Raw genomic sequence first — 19,920 nt, 5'->3', positions numbered from 1 at the left:
GAATCTGACGCGCACCATTGTGGACCGCCCCACTGACAACGCCGACCGCGACCCGTCCGTAGGGCGTTCGGTGCTCGCTCTCGGCGTACCCGGTGCGGGAACTTCGCCAGGCGTCAGAACGCTTGCATACAGTGGCAGAACTGGCAGCACATCTGCAGTTTCCGCAGTTTCCGCGATAGTTCCGCGATCGAAGGGACGTACATGCCCATGGGTCACACGGCCACCGCCGAGGCCGGCTCCGGCGGCCTGACAGCGACCGAGCACCGCCTCGCCAACGGCCTGCGCGTGGTGCTCTCCGAGGACCACCTCACCCCGGTCGCAGCCGTCTGCCTCTGGTACGACGTCGGCTCGCGGCACGAGGTCAAGGGCCGCACGGGCCTGGCTCACCTCTTCGAGCACCTGATGTTCCAGGGCTCGAAGCAGGTCCACGGGAACGGGCACTTCGAGCTGGTGCAGGGCGCCGGCGGCTCGCTGAACGGGACGACGAGCTTCGAGCGCACCAACTACTTCGAGACCATGCCCACGCACCAGCTGGAGCTCGCGCTCTGGCTGGAGGCGGACCGGATGGGATCCCTCCTCGCCGCGCTCGACGAGGAGTCGATGGAGAACCAGCGCGACGTCGTCAAGAACGAGCGCCGCCAGCGCTACGACAACGTTCCGTACGGGACCGCGTTCGAGAAGCTCACCGCCCTCGTGTACCCGGAGGGCCACCCGTACCACCACACGCCGATCGGCTCCATGGCCGACCTGGACGCGGCCACCCTGGAGGACGCGCGGACCTTCTTCCGCACGTACTACGCGCCGAACAACGCCGTGCTTTCGGTCGTCGGGGACATCGACCCCGAGCAGACGCTGGCCTGGGTCGAGAAGTATTTCGGCTCGATCCCGCGCCACGACGGCAAGCAGCCCCCGCGCGACGGCGCCCTGCCCGACCGGATCGGTGAGGGAGTGCGCGAGGTCGTCGAGGAGGAGGTCCCGGCCCGCGCGCTGATGGCCGCCTACCGTCTGCCGCAGGACGGCACGCGTGCGTGCGACGCGGCCGACCTGGCCCTGACGGTCCTCGGCGGCGGCGAGTCGTCCCGGATCTACAACCGCCTCGTCCGCCGTGACCGGACCGCCGTCGCCGCCGGGTTCGGACTCCTGCGGCTCGCGGGGGCGCCCTCCGTGGGGTGGCTGGACGTGAAGACGTCCGGCGACGTCGAGGTCCCTGTCATCGAGAAGGCCGTCGACGAGGAGCTCGCACGGTTCGCCGCCGACGGGCCCACTCCGGAGGAAATGGAGCGCGCCCAGGCCCAGTTGGAGCGCGAGTGGCTCGACCGGCTCGGCACGGTCGCGGGCCGCGCCGACGAACTGTGCAGGTTCGCCGTCCTGTTCGGCGACCCGCAGCTCGCTCTGACCGCCGTCCAGCGCGTCCTCGACGTCACCGCCGAGGAGGTCCAGGAGGTGGCCAAGGCCCATCTGCGCCCCGACAACCGCGCGGTGCTCGTCTACGAGCCGACGGACTCCGAAGAGGGCGACGAGACGGCCGGTGAAACGGCCGCCGAGACGACGAGCGAGACCGTCAACGAGACCGCAGACAAGGAGGCCGGCAAGTGACCGAGCTCGCGACCATGGACTTCCACCCGCAGCCCCAGGCCGGCACGGCCCGGCCGTGGGCCTTCCCCGCGCCCCAGCGAAGCACCCTCGACAACGGCCTGACGGTGCTGCGCTGCCACCGCCCGGGCCAGCAGGTCGTCGCGGTCGAGATCAACCTCGAAGCGCCCCTGGAGGCCGAGCCGGCCGGGCTCGACGGCGTCGCCACCATCATGGCGAGGGCCTTCTCCGAAGGCACCGACAAGCTCGCCGCCGAGGAGTTCGCCGCCGAGCTGGAGCGCTGCGGCGCGACGTTCGACGCGCACGCCGACCACCCCGGAGTACGGGTCTCCCTGGAGGTGCCCGTCTCCCGCCTGCCGAAGGCGCTCGGCCTGCTCGCCGACGCCCTCAGGTCGCCCGCGTTCGCGGACAGTGAGATCGAACGCCTCGTGCGCAACCGCCTCGACGAGATCCCGCACGAGACGGCGAACCCGGGCCGCCGCGCCGCCAAGGAGCTGTCGAAGCAGCTCTTCCCGGCCACCGCGCGCATGTCCCGCCCGCGCCAGGGCACCGAGGAGACGGTCGCGGCCATCGACACGGCGGCCGTACGCGCCTTCTACGACCGGCACGTGCGTCCCGCCACGGCCACCGCGGTCGTCGTGGGCGACCTCACGGGCCTCGACCTCGACGCGCTCCTGGCGGACACGCTGGGCGCCTGGACGGGGAACACGGCGGAGCCGCGCCCCGTGCCGCCCGTGACGGCCGACGACACCGGCCGGGTCGTCATCGTCGACCGGCCGGGCGCGGTGCAGACGCAGATCCTGATCGGCCGCGTCGGCGCGGACAAGCACGACCGGGTGTGGCCCGCGCAGGTGCTCGGCACGTACTGCCTGGGCGGCACTCTCACCTCCCGCCTGGACCGCGTCCTGCGCGAGGAGAAGGGATACACCTACGGCGTGCGGGCGTTCGCCCAGGTGCTGCGGTCGGCGCCGGACGGCACGGGCGTCGCGATGCTCGCCATCAGCGGCTCCGTGGACACCCCGAACACGGGTCCGGCGCTCGACGACCTCTGGAAGGTGCTGCGCACCCTCGCCGCCGAGGGCCTCACCGACGCCGAACGGGACGTGGCCGTACAGAACTTGGTGGGCGTCGCCCCGCTCAAGTTCGAGACCGCCGCGGCCGTCGCGGGGACGCTGGCCGACCAGGTCGAGCAGCACCTGCCGGACGACTTCCAGGCGGAGGTGTACCGGCGGCTCGCCGCGACGGGCACCGTGGAGGCCACCGCGGCCGTCGTGAACGCCTTCCCGACGGACCGTCTGGTGACGGTGCTCGTCGGTGACGCCGCGCAGATCGAGGAGCCCGTCAGGGCCCTCGGCATCGGCGAGGTGACCGTCGTCACGGGCTGACCGTGACCGGTGTGCAACGAGGGGCCCCGGTGGGCGAGATGACCACCGGGGCCCCTGTATGTCTGATTTGAACCGGTGGTTGCCTGTCTGCCCTGTGGCATGCGCTACAAAAGCCCGGTTCCGTTTGTTGATTGAAAGTTGCCCCGCTTAGCGTCGGTCCGGCTGTCCGCCAGATGTACGCCGCGCCCGTGGCACCGGACAGTCATCGCCGAGTCCCCCAAGGCGCGAGCCGGGGGAGCCGGGGACCCACCGTCCCTGGGGTGAATCGGACGCCCTTCCCTGAAGGGGGTCCGTAGGAGACCTTCCTGCTCCGAACCCGTCAGCTAACCCGGTAGGCGAGAAGGAAGGAAAGGATCAGCCACCCCATGGCGTTCACCCGTGCCACCGGGAAGCACCGTCGCCCTAGCCGTCTCACGCGCACCACGGCGCAGGTCGCCGGCGTCGCCGCGCTCACCACGACCGGTGTCCTCGGAGGCCTCGCCGCCCCCGCCCTCGCCGCCGACGACGCGGCTCTGGAGCAGACCGGCCTGACCAAGGCCATCTCCATCGGTGACTCCCTCGCGGAGCAGATCGACGCGCAGGCCGCCGCCCAGCAGCAGGCCGCCGACGAGGCCGCCGCGAAGAGGAAGGCCGAGGCCGCGGCCAAGAAGAAGGCCGAGGAGGAGCGGCGCAAGGCCGTCGCCAAGGCCAAGGCCGAGCGCGAGGCCAAGGAGCGTGCCGCCCGTGCGGCCGAGCGCAAGCGCCTGAACGCCTTCGTCCTGCCGGTCACCGGCTCGTACGTGTCCACCGCGTACAAGGCCAGCAGCGGCCTGTGGTCCTCCGGCAGCCACACCGGCATCGACTTCCACGCCGCCAGCGGCACCTCGGTCCACGCCGTGGGCGCGGGCACGGTCGTGGAGGCCGGCTGGGGCGGCGCCTACGGCAACAACATCGTCATCAAGATGAACGACGGCACGTACACGCAGTACGGCCACCTGTCGTCCATCGGTGTCTCCGTCGGCCAGACGGTCACTCCGGGCCGGCAGATAGGCCTCTCGGGAGCGACCGGCAACGTCACGGGCCCGCACCTCCACTTCGAGGCGCGCACCAGCCCCGAGTACGGCTCGGACATCGACCCCGTCGCGTACCTGCGCTCGCACGGCGTGAACGTCTGACCTTCGCCGCGTACCTCGCGAAAACGCACCGAAAGCCCCGGCTCAGTGAGCCGGGGCTTTCGTCGTTCGCGGCCCGCTCGTTCCCCGTGGCGCTGTCCAAAAAATATCCATGGATTGCGGCCTGACGTCGGAAATTCACGTCCCCTGGAATAGAGTCGCTGAACAAGCGAGCTGAACAGACGTCAATCGTGCTGTACGAGCGACTATCGACCGCGTTTCGCGGGGATTAAGGCGGAGGTCGGGTCATGCGTATTCCGGCGCACTCGGTATGCACGGCGATCCGCGACGACATCGTCTCCGGTGTCTACGAGCGCGGCGGCAGACTCACCGAGGAGGTGCTCGCCCGCCGCTACGGCGTCTCGCGCGTCCCCGTGCGCGAGGCGCTGCGGACCCTGGAGGCCGAGGGCTTCGTCGTCACCCGCAGGCACGCGGGCGCGTGCGTCGCCGAACCCACCACGCAGGAGGCGGCGGACCAGCTGGAGATCCGGATGCTCCTCGAACCGCTCGCCGCGGCGCGTGCCGCGCAGCGCCGCACCGAGGCGCATCTGAAGGTCCTGCGGGGCCTGGTCAGGCTGGGCCAGGAGCGCTCCCGGCAGGGCCGGAGCGAGGATCTGCGCTCGCTGGGCAGCTGGTTCCACGAGACGCTGGCACAGGCGTCCGGCAGTCCGGGGCTGACGGCGATGCTCACCCAGCTCCGCCACAAGATCGCGTGGATGTACACCGTCGAGCAGCCCGCGCAGCCGGCCGAGTCCTGGGCCGAACACGGAGCGATCGTCGACGCCGTGGCGCGCGGTGACGTGGAGCGCGCGCGGTCGCTCACGGCGCAGCACACGGAGCGCGCCGCGGCCGCTCACCGCCTGCGCGCCCCCCGCCCGGGTGACCGTGTGAGGACTTCGCAACATCCCGTCAACACAGTGGGGCTTCAGCATTAACAGGGGCGCCGTATACAAAGAGGACGGCCAATTTCGAGGGGTCCTATTTCCGCTGCCCCGGAATTCTGAGAACAGAACCTCGGAAAGCAAAAGGGTCTGCTCGGAAAATCCGAACAGACCCTTTATGTGGCGCCGTCTTCTGTGGGCAGGAGGCGGCCCGGAAGAATCGAGAGACCCGGTGCAGGGACCCTGACTAGACGGTCTCGGGAAGCTCCTCGAGCCCTTCCGAGACCAGCTTGGCCAGGCGGTCGAGCGCGGCGTCCGCACCCTCGGTGTCGGAGGCCAGGACGATCTCCTCGCCGCCGCCGGCGCCCAGGCCGAGCACCGCGAGCATGGAGGCGGCGTTGACCGGGTTGCCGTCGGCCTTGGCGATCGTCACGGGGACGCCGGTCGCCGTGGCCGCGCGGACGAAGATGGAAGCGGGGCGGGCGTGAAGGCCCTCGGCCCAGCCGACGTTGACGCGGCGCTCAGCCATGTGATGCTGCCCTTCAGGATTCTCAAGGTTGTCTAGACCAGTCTCCCACACCGGTGGACGTGCCCGATGTGAGCCCTGCATACCGCTGACATGAGCCCTGCGTACCGCTCATGTGGGCCCTGCCTGCCGCCCGCGCACGCCCGTCGGCCCTCATAGCCTGCCTTCGGCCCGCTCGCGCCGCGACCCGTACGACTGTCGTCGGCGCGCCGTACGCTGGGCCCATGCAGACCCCGTCGGACCGGCACGCATACCCCGCCCACTGGGAAGCAGACGTGGTGCTGCGCGACGGCGGCACCGCCCGCGTCAGGCCCATCACCGTCGACGACGCCGAGCGGCTCACGAGCTACTACGAGCAGGTCTCCGACGAGTCGAAGTACTACCGCTTCTTCGCGCCCTACCCGCGCCTGTCCGCCAAGGACGTCCACCGCTTCACCCATCACGACTACGTGGACCGGGTGGGCCTCGCCGCCACCGTGGGCGGTGAGTTCATCGCGACCGTCCGCTACGACCGCATCAACGCCCAGGGCATGCCCGCCTCAGCTCCCGCCGACGAGGCCGAGGTCGCCTTCCTCGTGCAGGACGCCCATCAGGGCCGGGGCGTCGCGTCCGCGCTCCTGGAGCACATCGCCGCCGTGGCCCGCGAGCGCGGGATCCGGCGCTTCGCCGCCGAGGTGCTGCCCGCCAACACCAAGATGATCAAGGTGTTCACGGACGCCGGATACACCCAGAAGCGTCACTTCGAGGACGGCGTCGTCCGCCTGGAGTTCGACCTCGAACCCACCGAGGCCTCGCTCGCCGTGCAGCGCGCCCGTGAGCAGCGCGCCGAGTCCCGCTCGGTGCACCGCCTCCTCGCCCCCGGATCCGTCGCCGTCATCGGCGCGGGCCGCACGCCCGGCGGAGTCGGCCGCAGCGTCCTCGACAACCTCCGCGACGCGGGCTTCACCGGGCGCCTCCACGCCGTGAACAAGGCGTTCCCCGATGGCATGCGGGACCTGGACGGCGTCCCCGCGTACCGCTCCGTCCACGACATCGACGCCGCCGAGGCCGTCGACCTCGCCGTCGTCGCCGTCCCCGCGCGGCACGTCCCCGAAGTCGTCGCCGAATGCGGCGAGCGGGGTGTCCAGGGGATCGTCGTCGTCTCCGCCGGATACGCCGAGTCCGGCAGCGAGGGCCGCGCCCGCCAGCGCGAACTGGTGCGCCAGGCCCGCTCGTACGGCATGCGCCTCATCGGGCCGAACGCCTTCGGCGTCATCAACACCTCGCCCGAGGTGCGGCTCAACGCGTCGCTCGCGCCCGAGATGCCGCGCGCGGGCCGCATCGGCCTGTTCGCCCAGTCCGGAGCCATCGGCATCGCCCTGCTCGCCCGCCTCCAGCGGCGCGGCGGCGGCGTGACGGGAGTGACAGGTGTGTCGACGTTCGTCTCCGCCGGCAACCGCGCGGACGTGTCCGGGAACGACGTACTCCAGTACTGGTACGACGACCCGGACACCGACGTCGCCCTGATGTACCTCGAATCCATCGGCAACCCGCGCAAGTTCACCCGCCTCGCCCGCCGCACGGCCGCCGCGAAGCCCCTCGTCGTGGTGCAGGGCGCCCGGCACAGCGGGATCGCCCCCCTCGGTCACGCCGTCCGCGCCACGCGCCTGCCGTACGCCACCGTCTCCGCACTGCTGCGCCAGGCGGGTGTCATCCGCGTCGACACCATCACCGAACTCGTCGACACCGGCCTGCTGCTGGCCCGCCAGCCCCTCCCGCGGGGCCCCCGCGTGGCGATCCTCGGGAACTCGGAGTCCCTCGGCCTCCTCACGTACGACGTCTGCCTGGCCGAGGGCCTGCGGCCGAAGCCGCCGCGGGACCTGACGACCGCGGCGTCCGCCGAGGACTTCCACGCGGCACTCACCGAGGCGCTCGCGGACGACAAGTGCGACGCCGTCGTCGTCACGGCGATGCCGGCGCTGGGGGAGTCGTCCGCCGAGGACGCGGCGCTCGCCGAGGCGCTCAGCTCGGCCGCCGCCGGCACCCCCACCAAGCCCGTCCTGGTGGTGCACGTGGAGCTCGGCGGCCTCGCGGAGGCGCTCTCCGCGGCCACCAGCACCGGCCCGCGCGCGCCCGCCAAGACCACGGGCGGCTCCCCGGCCGGACGCCCGCCCACGGACGAGCCCGCCCCCACGCCCGCGCTCATCCCCGCCTACCCCGCGGCCGAGCGCGCCGTCCGCGCCCTCGCCGAAGCCGTCAAGTACGCCCAGTGGCGGCGCGACGCGGCGGAGCCCGGCAAGGTCCCCGAGTACGACGGCATCGACGAGACGGGCGCCGCCGAGCTCATCGCGGCGTTCCTCGCGAAGGAAGACGACCCGCGCGGCGCCGAGCTCGCCCCCGAGGACGCCCGCGCCCTCCTCGCCCGCTACGGCGTCGACGTACGGCAGACCCTGCCCGCCCCCGGAAGCGACGAGGCCGCCGCCGCCGCCCGCACCCTCGGCTACCCGGTCGCCCTCAAGACGACCGCCCCGCACCTGCGCCACCGCGCCGACCTCGGGGGAGTGCGCCTCGACCTGGCGAACGAGGAGGAGCTGCGCCGCGCCTACGAAGAGCTGTCCGAGACGCTGGGCAAGCCCGAGGAGCTGCGGCCCGTCGTCCAGTCCATGGCACCCCGCGGCGTCGACACCGTCGTCCGCGCGGTCATCGACCCGGCCGCCGGCGCGGTGCTCTCCTTCGGGCTCGCGGGTGCCGCCTCCGAGCTGCTCGGCGACACCGCGCACCGGCTGATTCCGGTCACCGACCGGGACGCCCAGTCGATCGTCAGGGGCATCAAGACCGCGCCCCTGCTCTTCGGCTGGCGCGGCTCCGCGCCCGTCGACACGGCCGCGCTCGAAGAGGTGCTGCAGCGGGTCTCACGGCTCGTGGACGACCATCCCGAGGTCGTCGCCGTCGCCCTGGAGCCCGTCGTCGTCGCCCAGAACGGCCTGTCGGTCCTCGGCGCCTCGATACGGCTCGCCCCGCCGCCCGCCCGCGACGACCTCGGCCCCCGCACCCTGCCCGCGTACTGAGCGGGCCGGGTGAGACGAGCCCCACATACGGGTGATTTCCGCACCCGTCCACAGGCGCACCGCGAGCCCCCCGCCGGGCTTTAGGATGGGTCTCATGGCCAAGACCAGTACGACGACCCAAGGGCTCCGCGCGGCGATCGAGCGCAGCGGCTACTACCCGGCCCTCGTGGCCGAGGCGGTGGAGGCCGCGGTCGGCGGCGAACCCATCGGGTCGTACCTGGTCCACCAGGAGACCACCTTCGACTCGAACGAGGTGCGCAGGCACGTCACCGTGCTCGTCCTCACCGACACCCGCTTCATCGTCAGCCACACCGACGAGCAGGCCGCCGACACGACGTCGCCGACGCCGTACGCCACGACGTCCACCGAGTCCGTGAAGCTCGACCGGATCTCGTCGGTCGTGCTCAGCCGCGTCGTCGCCAACCCGGAGAAGTACGTCCCGGGCACCCTGCCGCGCGAGGTGGTCCTGACCATCGGCTGGGGCGCCGTCGCCCGCATCGACCTGGAGCCCGCGGCCTGCGGCGACCCCAACTGCGAGGCGGACCACGGGTACACGGGCAGCTCGACCGCCGACGACCTGAGCCTGCGCGTCAGCGAGACCGGGGACGGCCCCGACACCGTCCGCGAGACGCTCGCCTTCGCCCAGTCCCTGTCCGAGGCCACCGCGGCGACAGCGCGCTGATGGCCGTGCCTGCCTGGGAAGACTGGCAAGAAGTAGAGCCTCTCGCCGTCCGGTCCGCCCCCGTGCCCGAGTACGGCGCCGGCTCCCTCGCCGATCTGCTGCCCACCCTCGGCTCCCACCTGGGCGTCCCCGACTGCGCTCCGGCGATCCCCGAGCTCGCGCCCGCCGACCGCGCGTGCGTGTTCCTGATCGACGGGCTCGGCTGGCAGCAGCTCCAGGCCCACCCCGACGAGGCGCCGTTCCTGACCTCGCTGCTCGCGTCCTCGCGCGGCGGCACGGGCCGCCCGATCACCGCGGGTTACCCGGCGACCACCGCGACCTCCCTCGCCTCCGTCGGTACGGGCCTGCCGCCCGGCGCGCACGGCCTGCCCGGCTACACGGTCCGCAATCCGGACACCGGCCTGCTGATGAACCAGCTCCGCTGGATCCCCTGGACCCAGCCGCACGTCTGGCAGCCGTACCCGACGATCTTCCAGCGCGCCCACGAGGCCGGTGTGCACACCGCGCAGGTCTCCGCCCCCGCGTTCGAGTCGACGCCTCTCACGAAGGTGGCCCTCAGCGGCGGCACCTTCCGCGGGCGCCTCTCCGGCGAGGACCGCATGGACCTGGCCGCCGAGCAACTGGCGGCGGGCGACCGGTCGTTGGTGTACACGTACTACAGCGAGGTCGACGGCAAGGGCCACCGGTTCGGCGTCGACTCCGACCCGTGGCGCGGCCAGCTCATGTACGTCGACCGGCTCGCACAGCGCCTCGCCGAGCAGCTCCCGCCGCGCAGCGCGCTGTACATCACGGCCGACCACGGCATGATCGACATCCCGTTCGACGAGCAGTCCCGCATCGACTTCGACGAGGACTGGGAGCTGCGCGCCGGCGTCGCCCTCCTCGGCGGCGAGGGCCGCGCCCGCCACGTCTACGCGGTGCCGGGCGCCGAGTCCGACGTCCTGACCGTCTGGCGCGAGGTGCTCGGCGAGCAGTTCTGGATCGCGAGCCGGGACGAGGCGATCGAGGCGGGCTGGTTCGGCCCGCACATCGACGAGCGGGTCTACGCGCGCCTGGGTGACGTCATCGCGGCCGCCCACGACGACGTGGTGATCATCGCCTCCGAGCGGGAGCCCAAGGAGTCGGCCATGGTCGGCAACCACGGCTCGATGACCCCCGCCGAGCAGCTCGTACCGCTGCTCGAAGTACGCTCCTGATCGTCCCCCACCACCGCGGAAAGGCCCTCAACTCCCCATGCCCGAGCTCGTGTTCTTCTCCGGAACGATGGACTGCGGAAAGAGCACCCTGGCTCTCCAAATCGCGCACAACCGGTCGGCGAGGGGGCTGCAGGGTCTGAACTTCAGCCGGGACGACCGGGCGGGGGAGGGGAAGCTCTCCTCACGGCTGGGACTGGTGACGGAGGCGGTCGAGGCGGTGGAGGGCATGAATCTGTACGGCTATGTCATCGACCGGGTGTCGCAGGGCGGCAGGGTCGACTACGTGATTGTCGACGAGGCGCAGTTCCTCGCCCCCGCGCAGATCGACCAACTCGCCCGCGTCGTCGACGACCTGAACATGGACGTCTTCGCCTTCGGTATCACCACCGACTTCCGCACGAAGCTCTTCCCCGGCTCGCAGCGGCTGATCGAGCTGGCGGACCGCCTTGAGACGCTGCAGGTGGAGGCGATGTGCTGGTGCGGGGCGCGTGCCACGCACAATGCCCGCACGGTGGGTGGCGAGATGGTGGTGGAAGGTGAGCAGGTCGTCGTCGGTGACGTGAGCAGCCCCGCCGCGGAGGTCGGCTACGAGGTGTTGTGCCGGCGCCATCACCGTCGCCGTATGACGAGCGGTGCCGTCCGCGCCGGGGTGCTCTCGCCGGACGTTCTGCCCGTGGCCTCCGACTGACGATCGTCGGCCGGACAGGCCCTGGGCTCCGGCTTCGCGAGAGCGTGTCGACTCGCTCGAAGGCCGGCATGACTTCCTTGACGAACATCTCCCGCGACCTGCGCTTCTCCTCGCGGCGGCGGCGGGCGTCCTGACCTCGGTGCCGTTATGGCAGTCCTCGCTGTACGCCGGGCCGCCGGCGGACGACTTCGGCGGTGCCGACTGGAGCATGCTCGTCAGCTTCGGGGTGGCGGCGGTGGGCTGCTCCGCCACGTACCGGCTTCCCCCGCTGTGGTGGACCGGCCGCCGAGTGACGGTGGTGGCCGATGCCTGCGCGGGCGCGACAGCGGCCCTCCACGAGCAGGCGCTGGAGCTGCTCGGTCAACTGGCGCCCCTCGTCACGGTGGTCACCTCCGACCAGCTGCTGTGACGAGCCGCGGCCGTGTCCGGGCGGATGCGGGGATGACGGCGTGCGCACGGCTGAAGCGCAACGCCTTTGCCATGGCGTCGAGTTGGCGCAGCTTCCGGCTGGAGGCATCTGCCGCCAGGGGTGTGAGCCGCGTTTCGAGACACTGCGCAGGATCCTGATCCGCCGGTGAATCGAAGGGTGTGGGATGCCTTGTGTTCACCGGGGCGACATGGTGGTCCCCCGTAATACTGAAGTTGTCTGGACAACAATTGTTCATACATCTTGGCCCCGCTCCCCTTTTCCCATGGAGTACGCGTGACCACCCCTGCCCGCGCCCTCACCCTGCTCGGCGCCCTCGGACTGACCGCCCTGACGCTCACCGCCTGCGGCGCCGCCCCCACCCAGAGCGCCGCCACCGACGGGAAGAACATCGCCGCCGCGGCCTCCGCCGCCGACGCCGGCGGAATGGACGCCCTGGTCGCCGCCGCGAAGAAGGAGGGCACGCTCAACGCGATCGCCCTCCCGCGCGACTGGGCGAACTACGGCGCGATCATCGACGGCTTCACCGCGAAGTACGGCATCAAGGTGAACGACGAGAACCCCGACGCCGCCAGCCAGGACGAGATCAACGCGGTCAAGTCCCGCAAGGGCCAGGACCGTGCTCCCGACGTGCTCGACCTCGGCGCCTCCTTCGCGCAGGCCGCGGCCGAGCAGGGGCTGACCGCGCCGTACAAGGTCGTCGCCTTCGACAAGATCCCCCAGACGCAGCGTGACGCGAAGGGCCGCTGGTTCAACGACTACGGCGGTTACGTCTCCATCGGCTGTGACGCCAAGCGCGTCAAGGTCTGCCCGAAGACCTTCGCCGATCTGCTGAAGCCCGAGTACAAGGGCAAGGTCGCCCTCAACGGCAACCCGACCAAGTCCGGCTCCGCCTTCGGCGGCGTCTACGCGGCGGCGCTCGCGAACGGCGGCTCGTTCGACGACATCAAGCCGGGCATCGACTTCTTCGGCAAGCTGAAGAAGAACGGCAACTTCAACCCGGTCGAGTCGACGCCCGCCACGATCGAGAAGGGCGAGACGCCCATCTCCATCGACTGGGACTACCTGAACTCGGGCTACGCCGATCAGTTCGCGTCCAAGGGCATCGACTGGAAGGTCGCCGTGCCCAGCGACGGCGTCTACGCCCAGTTCTACTCGCAGGCGATCAACAAGGACGCCCCGCACCCGGCTGCCGCCCGGCTGTGGCAGGAGTACCTGTACAGCGCCGAGGGCCAGAACCTGTGGCTCAAGGGTCACGCCCGGCCCGTGCTGATGCCGGCCATGGAGGCCGCCGGCACCCTCGACAAGGCGGCCGCCGCGCTGCCCAAGGTCGACGGCACGCCGACGTTCCCGACCGAGCCCCAGACGTCCAAGGCCAAGGAGTCCCTGGCGCAGGGCTGGGCCGCGGCCGTCTCCGGGTGACACCTGCCATGACCCCACATTCCGTCACCGCCCCGGCTCGTCCGGCGCGCGCGGCCCGGCGTCCGCGCCGCGCGCGCCGGGTGGGCTGGCTCGCCGCCCTGCCGCTCTTCCTCGTGGTCGCGCTCGCCTTCGGGCTGCCCGCACTCGCCATGGCCGACGGCGCCCTCACGGTCGCCGGCGGCGGCTACGGCCTCGACAACCTGACCCGGTCCGTCGACGGCGCGTACCGCACCGCCCTGCTCGGCAGCGTGAAGCTCGCCGCGCTCACGGCCGCCGCGGGCACGCTCTTCGGGCTGCTCCTCGCCCACGCCGTCATCACCTCGCGGAGCCGGGCGCTGCGCGAGGCGGTGCTCACCGCTTCCGGGGTGCTCGCCAACTTCGGCGGCGTCCCGCTCGCCTTCGCCTTCGTCGCCACCCTCGGCAACGCGGGCGTGCTGACCACCCGCCTCGGTCTCGCCGACCACGGCTGGTCGCTGTACGGCTTCTGGGGCCTCGCCCTGACCTACGTCTACTTCCTGGTGCCGCTGATGGTGCTGACCGTGGCGCCCGCGCTCGACGGGCTGCGCGTCCAGTGGCGCGAGGCCGCCCACGACAACGGCGCGACGACCTGGCAGTACTGGCGCCATGTCGGCATTCCGGTGCTGCTGCCTTCCCTGCTCGGCGGCTTCGTGCTGCTCTTCGGCAGCGCGTTCGCCGCGTACGCGACGGCGGCGGCGATGGTCGGCAGCTCCGTCCCGCTCGTCACTCTCCAGATCGCCGACGCGCTGTCCGGGAACGTGCTGGTCGGCCAGGAGAACGTGGCGCTCGCGCTCAGCCTCGACATGGTCGTCGTCGCGGCTCTGGTGATGGCCGTCCATCTTCCCCTCCAGCGAAGGAGCACGCGATGGCTCGCCTGAACCGGAGCCTGGTCCTGCTGGTGGCCGGGGTCTACTTCCTCGTGCCGCTGCTGGCCTCCGCCGTCTTCACCGTGGACATCCCGGGGGAGGGGCTGACCCTCTCCTCGTACACGCGGATCTTCGCCGCGCCCGGCTTCACCGGCAGCCTGCTGCTCTCGCTCGGGCTCGCCGTGGCCGCGGTCGCGCTCGTGCTGCTGATCACCATCCCGGCGGCGGTCGCCGCCCGGCTCGGGGCTCCGCGGCTGCGGCCCGTCCTGGAGGTGGTGTGCACGCTGCCTCTGGTCGTGCCGCCGGTGGCGCTGACCGCGGGGATCGGGACCGTACTGCGCTGGGGCCCCGAGAAGCTGTCCACGACCCCGCTGTTCCAGACGTTCGTGGCCGTGCAGAACCCCGAATTCCCCTTCGTCCTCGTCCTCGCGTACGCCGTGATGGCGCTGCCCCTGGTGTACCGGGCGCTGGACGCGGGCCTGCGCTCCGTCGACGTCCGCACGCTGATGGAGGCCGCCCGCGACTGCGGCGCGTCCTGGCCGCGGGCGCTCGTCTCGGCCGTGCTGCCCAACCTGCGGGGCGCGCTGCTGAACGCCTCGTTCCTGACGCTTGCTCTGGTGCTCGGCGAGTTCACGGTCGCCTCGCTGCTGGGCTTCCAGCCGTTCGCGGTGTGGATCGTGCAGGCGTCCGGTGCGGACGCCCGGCTGTCCGTGGCCGTGTCGCTGCTGAGCCTGCTGCTGACCTGGGTGCTGCTGCTCGCGCTGACCACGCTGGGCAACCGCCGCCGCACACCTCGTACTTCACAAGGAAAGACGTCCCGATGACCCTGACCGACGCTCCGGCCCGTACCGGGGCCGCGCTCCGCCTGCGCGGACTGCGCCGTGCCTTCGGCTCCGCCGTCGCGCTCGACGGCCTCGACCTGGAGGTCGCCCCGGGCGAACTCCTCAGCCTGCTCGGCCCGTCCGGCTGCGGCAAGACCACCGCGCTGCGGGTCCTGGCCGGTTTCGATCAGCCGGACGAGGGCCAGGTGCTGCTCGACGGCGAGGACATCGTGCCGGTGCCGGCCAACCGCCGCGACACGGCGATGGTGTTCCAGTCGTACAGCCTCTTCCCGCACCTCACCGCCGCCGACAACGTGGCCTTCGGGCTGCGCATGCGGAAGGTGGGCGGCGCCGAGCGGCGGGCGCGCGCCGCCGAACTGCTCGACCTGATCGGGCTGGCCGGCCACGGCGACCGCTTCCCGCACCAGCTCTCCGGGGGCCAGCAGCAGCGCGTCGCGCTGGCCCGCGCGCTGGCGCTTCGGCCCCGCCTGCTGCTGCTCGACGAGCCGCTGTCGGCGCTCGACGCGCAGGTGCGGGTGACGCTGCGGGAGGAGATCCGCCGGCTCCAGCTGGAGCTGGGCATCACCACGGTGTTCGTCACGCACGACCAGGAGGAGGCGCTGTCGATGGCCGACCGGGTCGCGGTGATGAACAAGGGGCGGCTCGAACAGTGCGCCACCCCCACCGAGTTGTACGCGCGGCCCACGACCGATTTCGTCGCGGAGTTCATCGGTGTCATGAACCGGCTTCAGGGGCACGCCGGCGGCGACGGCACGGTGGAGGTGCTCGGGGTGCGGCTGCCGGTCGACGGCCCCGACGCCCGGGGCGAGGTACGGGCCCTGGTCCGGCCGGAGGCCCTGGAGGTGGAGCCGGGCGGCTCCGCGCAGGTCACCGGTACGGCCTTCCACGGCCCCACCATCCGCCTCCGGATCGCCCTGCACGACGGCACGGAGGTCAAGGTGGACCTGCCCACGCACGCCGCCACAGCCCTGACGCCGGGCACGGCCGTCACCGTTCGGCCCCAGCGGCGCCCGGTCCTGCTCGCCGGCGCGCGGGGCGGTGCGGCATGAGCGGCATGCAAGCAGTCCTCTTCGACATGGACGGGACCCTCGTCGACAGCGAGGGCGTCTGGCTGGACGTGGTGGAGGCGGCGGCCGTCCGGCGTGGCCGCACCCTGGACCCGGAGCGCCGCCGCGCCGTGACGGGCCGCTCGGTGGAGGACACCGCGGCCCTGGTGCACGAATATCTGGACGTCCCGGAGGCGGAGCTCGCCGCCGAGCTGGGCGACGACTTCGCCGCCCGGCTCTCCGCGGCCGTCGTCCCCCGGCCGGGAGCGCTGCGGCTGCTCGCCGCGCTGCGGGCCCGGAAGGTGCCCACGGCGCTGGTGTCGGCCTCGCCGCGGGCGGTCGTGGAGCAGGTCGCGGCCACGCTCGACGGGCACCTCTTCGACACGCTGTTCGGCGCGGAGGACACCCGGCGGACGAAGCCGGAGCCCGATCCGTATCTGGCGGCGGCCGTGGCGCTGGGCGCCGAGCCGGCGCGGTGCGTCGCGGTCGAGGACAGCCCGGCGGGGGTCACCTCCGCGCTCGCCGCGGGCTGCCAGGTGCTAGCCGTGCCGTCGACCGAGCCTCTGGTCCGCTTCGCACAGACCGAGGCGGTCACCCTGGCCGGCTCGCTGACCGAGGTGGATCCCGAACTGCTGGCCTCCTTGGTCCGCTGAACCGGGGACGTGACAGGGTGGGCGTGTGAGTGAGGGCCAGGGCAGGACGCCGCTGTATCTGAAGGTCGCCGCCGATCTGCGGACCGCCATCACGGCGGGCGAGTACGGCTCCGGGGCGAAACTGCCCACGGAGGATGAACTGGCCCGCCGTTACGGCGTGTCCAGGGGGACGGTCCGCCAGGCCCTGGCGGCGCTGCGCGCCGATGGGCTGATCACCTCGCGGCGCGGCACGCGCCGGGTGGTGCTCGGCGGGCCCCGCCTGCACGGCTTCGGCGAACTGCGCTCGTTCACGCGCTGGGCGCGCTCGCTGGGCGAGGCGCCGGGCGGCCGGATCGTGGCGGTGGACCGGGTGCGGGCGAACGAGGAGGAGGCGGAGCAACTTCGGCTCGCCGAGGGCGCGTTCGTGTACCGGGTGCGGCGGCTGCGGACGCTGTCCGGGGTCCCCGTGATGGTGGAGCGCACGACGTATCCGGAGCGCATCGGGGAGCTGGTGGCGGCTATGCCGCTGGACACGGTCTCGCACTCCGAGGAACTGGAGCTGCACGGAGTCCTGTTCGCCGATGCCCGGCACACCATCGACCTCGTGCCGGCCGACGCGGACGACGCGGAACTGCTCGGCTGCCGGGCCGGGGAGTCGCTGCTGCGGGAGCGCCGGCACTCCACCGACCCGACGGGGGCCCCGGTGGAGTGGTCGCAGGACCGCTATCTGCCGGGGACGGTGGCGTTCACGATGCAGAGTTCGACGGCGACGAGCGCGCTGGGACGCCGCCTCGGATCGTGAGCCGGGACGCGTTGAACCCGGGGTCCTCGACCCCGGGTTCAACGCGTCCCCGTCGTTGTGCCATCAGGCGCCTTGCCCGGCCTCGGGGCGGAGCAGCCCCTCCAGCAGCGGACGGAAGTGCCCGAAGCCGGGGGTGTCCATGTCCGGGTCCTTCGCCTGCTCGTCCCAGCGGCGTACCGCGACGGCGTCGGCGGCCCCCGGGTGCGCCTCGAAGGCGCGTACCTGCTCCTCGGTCATCGGCCCGCCCTGCACGCCGAGCGTGTGCACGGAGGCTTCGGAGAGCAGGTCGAAGTAGCCGGGCTCGACCGCGCAGAGGTACCGCTTGGCGGCGACGTGCAGCCGTACGGGCTCGGTGACTTCGAGGCCGAAGCACTGGCCGAGCCAGTCGGCTCCGGTGTGGCTGTGCCGGTTGTCGGTGCTGTGCTCCATCAGGTCGCGGCCGCTCACCGCGCCCTGGAAGTGACCGACGTCGTGCAGCAGCGCGGCGGCGACGAGGTGCGGCGGTGCGCCCGCGGCCTCGGCGAGGGCGCCGGCCTGGAGCATGTGCTCGGCCTGGGTGACCGCCTCGCCCAAGTATTCGGCGCTGCCCTCGCCTTCGAAGAGCGCGGCGAGCGTGTCGAGCGTGTCGCGCGGCTTCACATCGTCTCCCGGCGCAGGACGGCGAGGGTGGAGGCCAGCCCGTCGATGTCGGCGTAGGCGCCCTGGAGGTGGCGGGCGCCGGACTCGGCGAAGGCGGTCCGGGCGTGCAGCAGCCGCGTGTTGTCGAAGATCAGGCAGTCGCCGGGCATGAGCCGGAAGTCCAGCTGGAGCTCCGGTCGCAGCAGCAGTTCGCCGAAGCGCCGGTAGGCGGCGTAGAAGGCGTCGAGGAGGTCGACGGGCAGGCGCACGGCGCCGATGGAGCGGTTGTTGAAGCGGATCTCGCGGATCCGGCCGTCGCGGTCGGCCCCGATCAGCGGCCGGTGGGCGCGCAGTTCGGTGTGCTCGTCGGCGAAGGCGAACGGGACGGGGACGCGGGTGAGGATCTCGTACGCCTCCGGGGCCTCGGCGCGCAGCAGCGCGGCGGCGTGGAACCCGTCGACGAGACCGGAATCGCCGCCCTGTGCCGCATTGGTGAGGCAGTGCAGCAGCTGGAGGGTGGGGACCGGGTCGCGGTAGGGATTGTCGGTGTGCGGGGTGATCCGGGCGCGGGTGAACGCGAGGTTGTTGGGGTCGGCCTCGACGCGGACCTCGAAGAGCTCGCCGTAGTTGGTCTCGCGGACGTAGCCGAAGGTGCGGGCCACGTCGAGGACCTGGCGGTCGCGCACGGGGACATTGCGCAGCAGGACGAAGCCGAGGCGCAGGACGGATTCGAGCGCGGTGGCGCGGACGGCCGGGTCGGTGAGGTACGCGTCCCAGTCGGCCTCGGGAAGTCGGCCGGCGAGGCCGGGGGCGTCCCACAACTCCTTGTCGTCCTCGGTGCGGCCGTCGCCGGATGCGGCGGTCGTGCCGAGGAGGTGGTCCTGCAGCCAGGTCTCGGCGTAGACGGAGCGGTGTCCGTCCGGGGCCCAGACGACCTCGAGAGCGGCGGCGCCGTCGGGGGTGTGGGCATCGTGGACGCTGTCGACGGTGAGCGCGGCGGGAAGCTCCGTGATCTGGAACAGCTTCTGCCCGTTGCGCGGGTCGCGGCAGGCGGGGCAAGGGCAGTTGTCGCGCAGCCAGAACGGCGGTGCGGAGGCGAGAGACTCCATGAACAAAACTCCAAGTTGTACAAACAACTTATGACGACCGGAGCGTGGCAGGCGCGAGTGACCCCCCGGTTACGGGCGGGTGGACAGGCGTCACGATTCGGACAGTGGCCCGCGGTGGCGACGCAGGCGGGCGCCGCCCCCCGCGCACGCCGACCTGCCCGGCCCGCGGTGACCCGTACGGTGAGCGGCTCGGCGCCTAGTCCTCCCCGCGCGGCGCCGACCGTACGAGCGTGAACACCGCGCCCTCCAAGTCGGCGACGGTCGCGAGACGGCCCTGGGAGCTGTCCCGCGCGGGCTTCAGGACATGCCCGCCGAGCTCCTCGACGAGGGCCACGGACTCGTCGACGTCCGCCACCTCGAAGTGCGTCATCCAGTGCGCGCCCCGGTCGCGCGGGAGCGCCTGGCCCACGCCGTGCACCGCGGCCACCGGGACGCCGTTCAGGTGCAGCGTCAGATAGTCGAAGTCGGCGGAGACGACGGCCACTTCCTCGTAGCCGAACGTCGCCTCGTAGAACTTGGCGACGCTCGCCGTCTCCTGGGTCACCAGCTCGTTCCACGCGGGCGCGCCCGGCACCCCGGTGAGCGCCATCCCCAGATGCTCGGCCGCCTGCCAGATCCCGAACACGGCGCCCGCCGGGTCCGACGCGATGGCCATCCGGCCCGCCTCCCCGGCGTCGAGCGGGCCGACGCCGACGGTGCCGCCGCAACTGCGCACGCTCTCGGCCGTGGCGTCCACGTCGTCCGAGGCGAGGTACGGGGTCCAGGCGACGGGGAGGTGGCGGTCGGGCGGCATCTGTCCGATCCCGGCCACCTCATGACCGTCGAGCAGCGCCCGCACATAGGGGCCGAGTTGTTGTGGTCCGGGCCGGAACTCCCAGCCGAACAACGCCGCGTAGAACTCCTGGGTCGCCGCCATGCCGTGCACCATGAGACTCACCCAGCAGGGGGTGCCCGGCGCGCGCCTGGCTGCTGCCTCGGTCATCGTCACT

The 19,920-nt window shown here is 72.2% G+C and carries 19 protein-coding genes and 1 riboswitch; of the genes, 15 read left to right on the top strand and 4 right to left on the bottom strand.

Translation table 11 applies throughout. From position 1 onward, the window contains the following. Positions 1 to 207: 207 nt before the first annotated feature. The 4 genes from ACIPWY_RS09760 (at position 208) to ACIPWY_RS09745 (ending at position 5,064) form a co-directional block, all read left to right on the top strand. Complete coding sequence (locus ACIPWY_RS09760) at positions 208 to 1,596, top strand: pitrilysin family protein (protein ID WP_362906952.1); 1,389 nt, start codon at positions 208 to 210, stop codon at positions 1,594 to 1,596. After that, on the top strand, positions 1,593 to 2,978 hold the full coding sequence (locus ACIPWY_RS09755; RefSeq protein ID WP_362906950.1) for a pitrilysin family protein: 1,386 nt from the start codon (positions 1,593 to 1,595) through the stop codon (positions 2,976 to 2,978). The genes ACIPWY_RS09760 and ACIPWY_RS09755 overlap by 4 nt, the downstream gene beginning before the upstream one ends. 196 nt (positions 2,979 to 3,174) lie before the next feature. Then, a riboswitch (cyclic di-AMP (ydaO/yuaA leader) is annotated at positions 3,175 to 3,331 on the top strand. Between the two features lie 12 nt (positions 3,332 to 3,343). Continuing rightward, complete coding sequence (locus ACIPWY_RS09750) at positions 3,344 to 4,132, top strand: M23 family metallopeptidase (RefSeq protein ID WP_362906948.1); 789 nt, start codon at positions 3,344 to 3,346, stop codon at positions 4,130 to 4,132. A 245-nt stretch (positions 4,133 to 4,377) separates the two neighbouring features. Continuing rightward, on the top strand, positions 4,378 to 5,064 hold the full coding sequence (locus ACIPWY_RS09745) for a GntR family transcriptional regulator (RefSeq protein WP_393700388.1): 687 nt from the start codon (positions 4,378 to 4,380) through the stop codon (positions 5,062 to 5,064). Positions 5,065 to 5,257: 193 nt separating this feature from the next. Here the strand turns inward: ACIPWY_RS09745 and ACIPWY_RS09740 are convergent, their stop codons facing one another. Continuing rightward, complete coding sequence (locus ACIPWY_RS09740; RefSeq protein ID WP_362906944.1) at positions 5,258 to 5,539, bottom strand: HPr family phosphocarrier protein; 282 nt, start codon at positions 5,537 to 5,539, stop codon at positions 5,258 to 5,260. A 221-nt stretch (positions 5,540 to 5,760) separates the two neighbouring features. On the opposite strand from ACIPWY_RS09740, the gene ACIPWY_RS09735 reads away from it, so the two are divergent. The 11 genes from ACIPWY_RS09735 to ACIPWY_RS09685 all read left to right on the top strand — a co-directional run bounded on the left by ACIPWY_RS09735 (position 5,761) and on the right by ACIPWY_RS09685 (position 17,204). Then, positions 5,761 to 8,583, top strand: coding sequence for a GNAT family N-acetyltransferase (locus ACIPWY_RS09735; RefSeq protein ID WP_362906942.1), 2,823 nt, complete (start codon positions 5,761 to 5,763; stop codon positions 8,581 to 8,583). A 94-nt stretch (positions 8,584 to 8,677) separates the two neighbouring features. Then, complete coding sequence (locus ACIPWY_RS09730) at positions 8,678 to 9,265, top strand: DUF5998 family protein (RefSeq protein ID WP_362906941.1); 588 nt, start codon at positions 8,678 to 8,680, stop codon at positions 9,263 to 9,265. Then, positions 9,265 to 10,461 carry a nucleotide pyrophosphatase/phosphodiesterase family protein gene (locus ACIPWY_RS09725; protein WP_362906939.1) on the top strand — a complete coding sequence of 399 codons (1,197 nt, stop codon included), beginning with the start codon at positions 9,265 to 9,267 and terminating at the stop codon, positions 10,459 to 10,461. The genes ACIPWY_RS09730 and ACIPWY_RS09725 overlap by 1 nt, the downstream gene beginning before the upstream one ends. A 37-nt stretch (positions 10,462 to 10,498) precedes the next feature. Further along, positions 10,499 to 11,149, top strand: coding sequence for a thymidine kinase (locus ACIPWY_RS09720; RefSeq protein WP_362906937.1), 651 nt, complete (start codon positions 10,499 to 10,501; stop codon positions 11,147 to 11,149). A gap of 139 nt (positions 11,150 to 11,288) precedes the next feature. Beyond that, positions 11,289 to 11,558: a hypothetical protein gene (locus ACIPWY_RS09715; RefSeq protein WP_393700382.1), complete on the top strand. Its 270-nt coding sequence runs from the start codon at positions 11,289 to 11,291 to the stop codon at positions 11,556 to 11,558. Positions 11,559 to 11,852: 294 nt separating this feature from the next. Continuing rightward, the gene (locus ACIPWY_RS09710; protein ID WP_362906933.1) at positions 11,853 to 12,998 is read left to right on the top strand and encodes an ABC transporter substrate-binding protein; all 1,146 of its coding nucleotides are present in this window, start codon (positions 11,853 to 11,855) and stop codon (positions 12,996 to 12,998) included. An 8-nt stretch (positions 12,999 to 13,006) separates the two neighbouring features. Continuing rightward, positions 13,007 to 13,894 (top strand): ABC transporter permease subunit, encoded by an 888-nt coding sequence (locus ACIPWY_RS09705; RefSeq protein ID WP_362906931.1) that lies wholly within the window; start codon positions 13,007 to 13,009, stop codon positions 13,892 to 13,894. After that, complete coding sequence (locus ACIPWY_RS09700) at positions 13,882 to 14,706, top strand: ABC transporter permease (RefSeq protein WP_393700379.1); 825 nt, start codon at positions 13,882 to 13,884, stop codon at positions 14,704 to 14,706. Before ACIPWY_RS09705 ends, ACIPWY_RS09700 begins: the two co-directional genes overlap by 13 nt. Continuing rightward, on the top strand, positions 14,703 to 15,773 hold the full coding sequence (locus tag ACIPWY_RS09695) for an ABC transporter ATP-binding protein (protein WP_393700377.1): 1,071 nt from the start codon (positions 14,703 to 14,705) through the stop codon (positions 15,771 to 15,773). The genes ACIPWY_RS09700 and ACIPWY_RS09695 overlap by 4 nt, the downstream gene beginning before the upstream one ends. After that, on the top strand, positions 15,770 to 16,423 hold the full coding sequence (locus ACIPWY_RS09690; RefSeq protein WP_362906925.1) for an HAD family phosphatase: 654 nt from the start codon (positions 15,770 to 15,772) through the stop codon (positions 16,421 to 16,423). The genes ACIPWY_RS09695 and ACIPWY_RS09690 overlap by 4 nt, the downstream gene beginning before the upstream one ends. A gap of 25 nt (positions 16,424 to 16,448) precedes the next feature. Further along, on the top strand, positions 16,449 to 17,204 hold the full coding sequence (locus tag ACIPWY_RS09685; RefSeq protein ID WP_362906923.1) for a GntR family transcriptional regulator: 756 nt from the start codon (positions 16,449 to 16,451) through the stop codon (positions 17,202 to 17,204). A gap of 63 nt (positions 17,205 to 17,267) precedes the next feature. On the opposite strand, the gene ACIPWY_RS09680 is transcribed toward ACIPWY_RS09685, so the two are convergent. The 3 genes from ACIPWY_RS09680 to ACIPWY_RS09670 all read right to left on the bottom strand — a co-directional run bounded on the left by ACIPWY_RS09680 (position 17,268) and on the right by ACIPWY_RS09670 (position 19,913). Next, entirely contained in the window at positions 17,268 to 17,843 is a 576-nt protein-coding gene (locus ACIPWY_RS09680) for a phosphonate degradation HD-domain oxygenase (protein ID WP_401532618.1), read from the bottom strand. Further along, entirely contained in the window at positions 17,840 to 18,931 is a 1,092-nt protein-coding gene (locus ACIPWY_RS09675) for a TauD/TfdA family dioxygenase (protein ID WP_401532616.1), read from the bottom strand. The genes ACIPWY_RS09680 and ACIPWY_RS09675 overlap by 4 nt, the downstream gene beginning before the upstream one ends. A 196-nt stretch (positions 18,932 to 19,127) precedes the next feature. Beyond that, positions 19,128 to 19,913, bottom strand: a complete 786-nt coding sequence (locus tag ACIPWY_RS09670) for a VOC family protein (RefSeq protein ID WP_362906916.1) — start codon at positions 19,911 to 19,913, stop codon at positions 19,128 to 19,130. Between the last annotated feature and the right edge of the window lie 7 nt (positions 19,914 to 19,920).

Origin of the sequence: Streptomyces sp. NPDC090032, from assembly GCF_044748025.1 — a bacterium.
Lineage (GTDB): Bacteria > Actinomycetota > Actinomycetes > Streptomycetales > Streptomycetaceae > Streptomyces.
Note: the sequence above shows the minus strand (reverse complement) of the source record. Positions and strands in the feature narration are given on the sequence as shown.

Excerpts from the sequence above, each read along its gene's own strand:
- ACIPWY_RS09760 (WP_362906952.1), top strand. The coding sequence starts at position 208 with ATGGGTCACACGGCCACCGCCGAGGCCGGCTCCGGCGGCCTGACAGCG.
- ACIPWY_RS09750 (WP_362906948.1), top strand. The coding sequence starts at position 3,344 with ATGGCGTTCACCCGTGCCACCGGGAAGCACCGTCGCCCTAGCCGTCTC.
- ACIPWY_RS09745 (WP_393700388.1), top strand. The coding sequence starts at position 4,378 with ATGCGTATTCCGGCGCACTCGGTATGCACGGCGATCCGCGACGACATC.
- ACIPWY_RS09740 (WP_362906944.1), bottom strand. The coding sequence starts at position 5,539 with ATGGCTGAGCGCCGCGTCAACGTCGGCTGGGCCGAGGGCCTTCACGCC.
- ACIPWY_RS09735 (WP_362906942.1), top strand. The coding sequence starts at position 5,761 with ATGCAGACCCCGTCGGACCGGCACGCATACCCCGCCCACTGGGAAGCA.
- ACIPWY_RS09730 (WP_362906941.1), top strand. The coding sequence starts at position 8,678 with ATGGCCAAGACCAGTACGACGACCCAAGGGCTCCGCGCGGCGATCGAG.
- ACIPWY_RS09725 (WP_362906939.1), top strand. The coding sequence starts at position 9,265 with ATGGCCGTGCCTGCCTGGGAAGACTGGCAAGAAGTAGAGCCTCTCGCC.
- ACIPWY_RS09720 (WP_362906937.1), top strand. The coding sequence starts at position 10,499 with ATGCCCGAGCTCGTGTTCTTCTCCGGAACGATGGACTGCGGAAAGAGC.
- ACIPWY_RS09705 (WP_362906931.1), top strand. The coding sequence starts at position 13,007 with ATGACCCCACATTCCGTCACCGCCCCGGCTCGTCCGGCGCGCGCGGCC.
- ACIPWY_RS09700 (WP_393700379.1), top strand. The coding sequence starts at position 13,882 with ATGGCTCGCCTGAACCGGAGCCTGGTCCTGCTGGTGGCCGGGGTCTAC.
- ACIPWY_RS09695 (WP_393700377.1), top strand. The coding sequence starts at position 14,703 with ATGACCCTGACCGACGCTCCGGCCCGTACCGGGGCCGCGCTCCGCCTG.
- ACIPWY_RS09690 (WP_362906925.1), top strand. The coding sequence starts at position 15,770 with ATGAGCGGCATGCAAGCAGTCCTCTTCGACATGGACGGGACCCTCGTC.
- ACIPWY_RS09675 (WP_401532616.1), bottom strand. The coding sequence starts at position 18,931 with ATGGAGTCTCTCGCCTCCGCACCGCCGTTCTGGCTGCGCGACAACTGC.
- ACIPWY_RS09670 (WP_362906916.1), bottom strand. The coding sequence starts at position 19,913 with ATGACCGAGGCAGCAGCCAGGCGCGCGCCGGGCACCCCCTGCTGGGTG.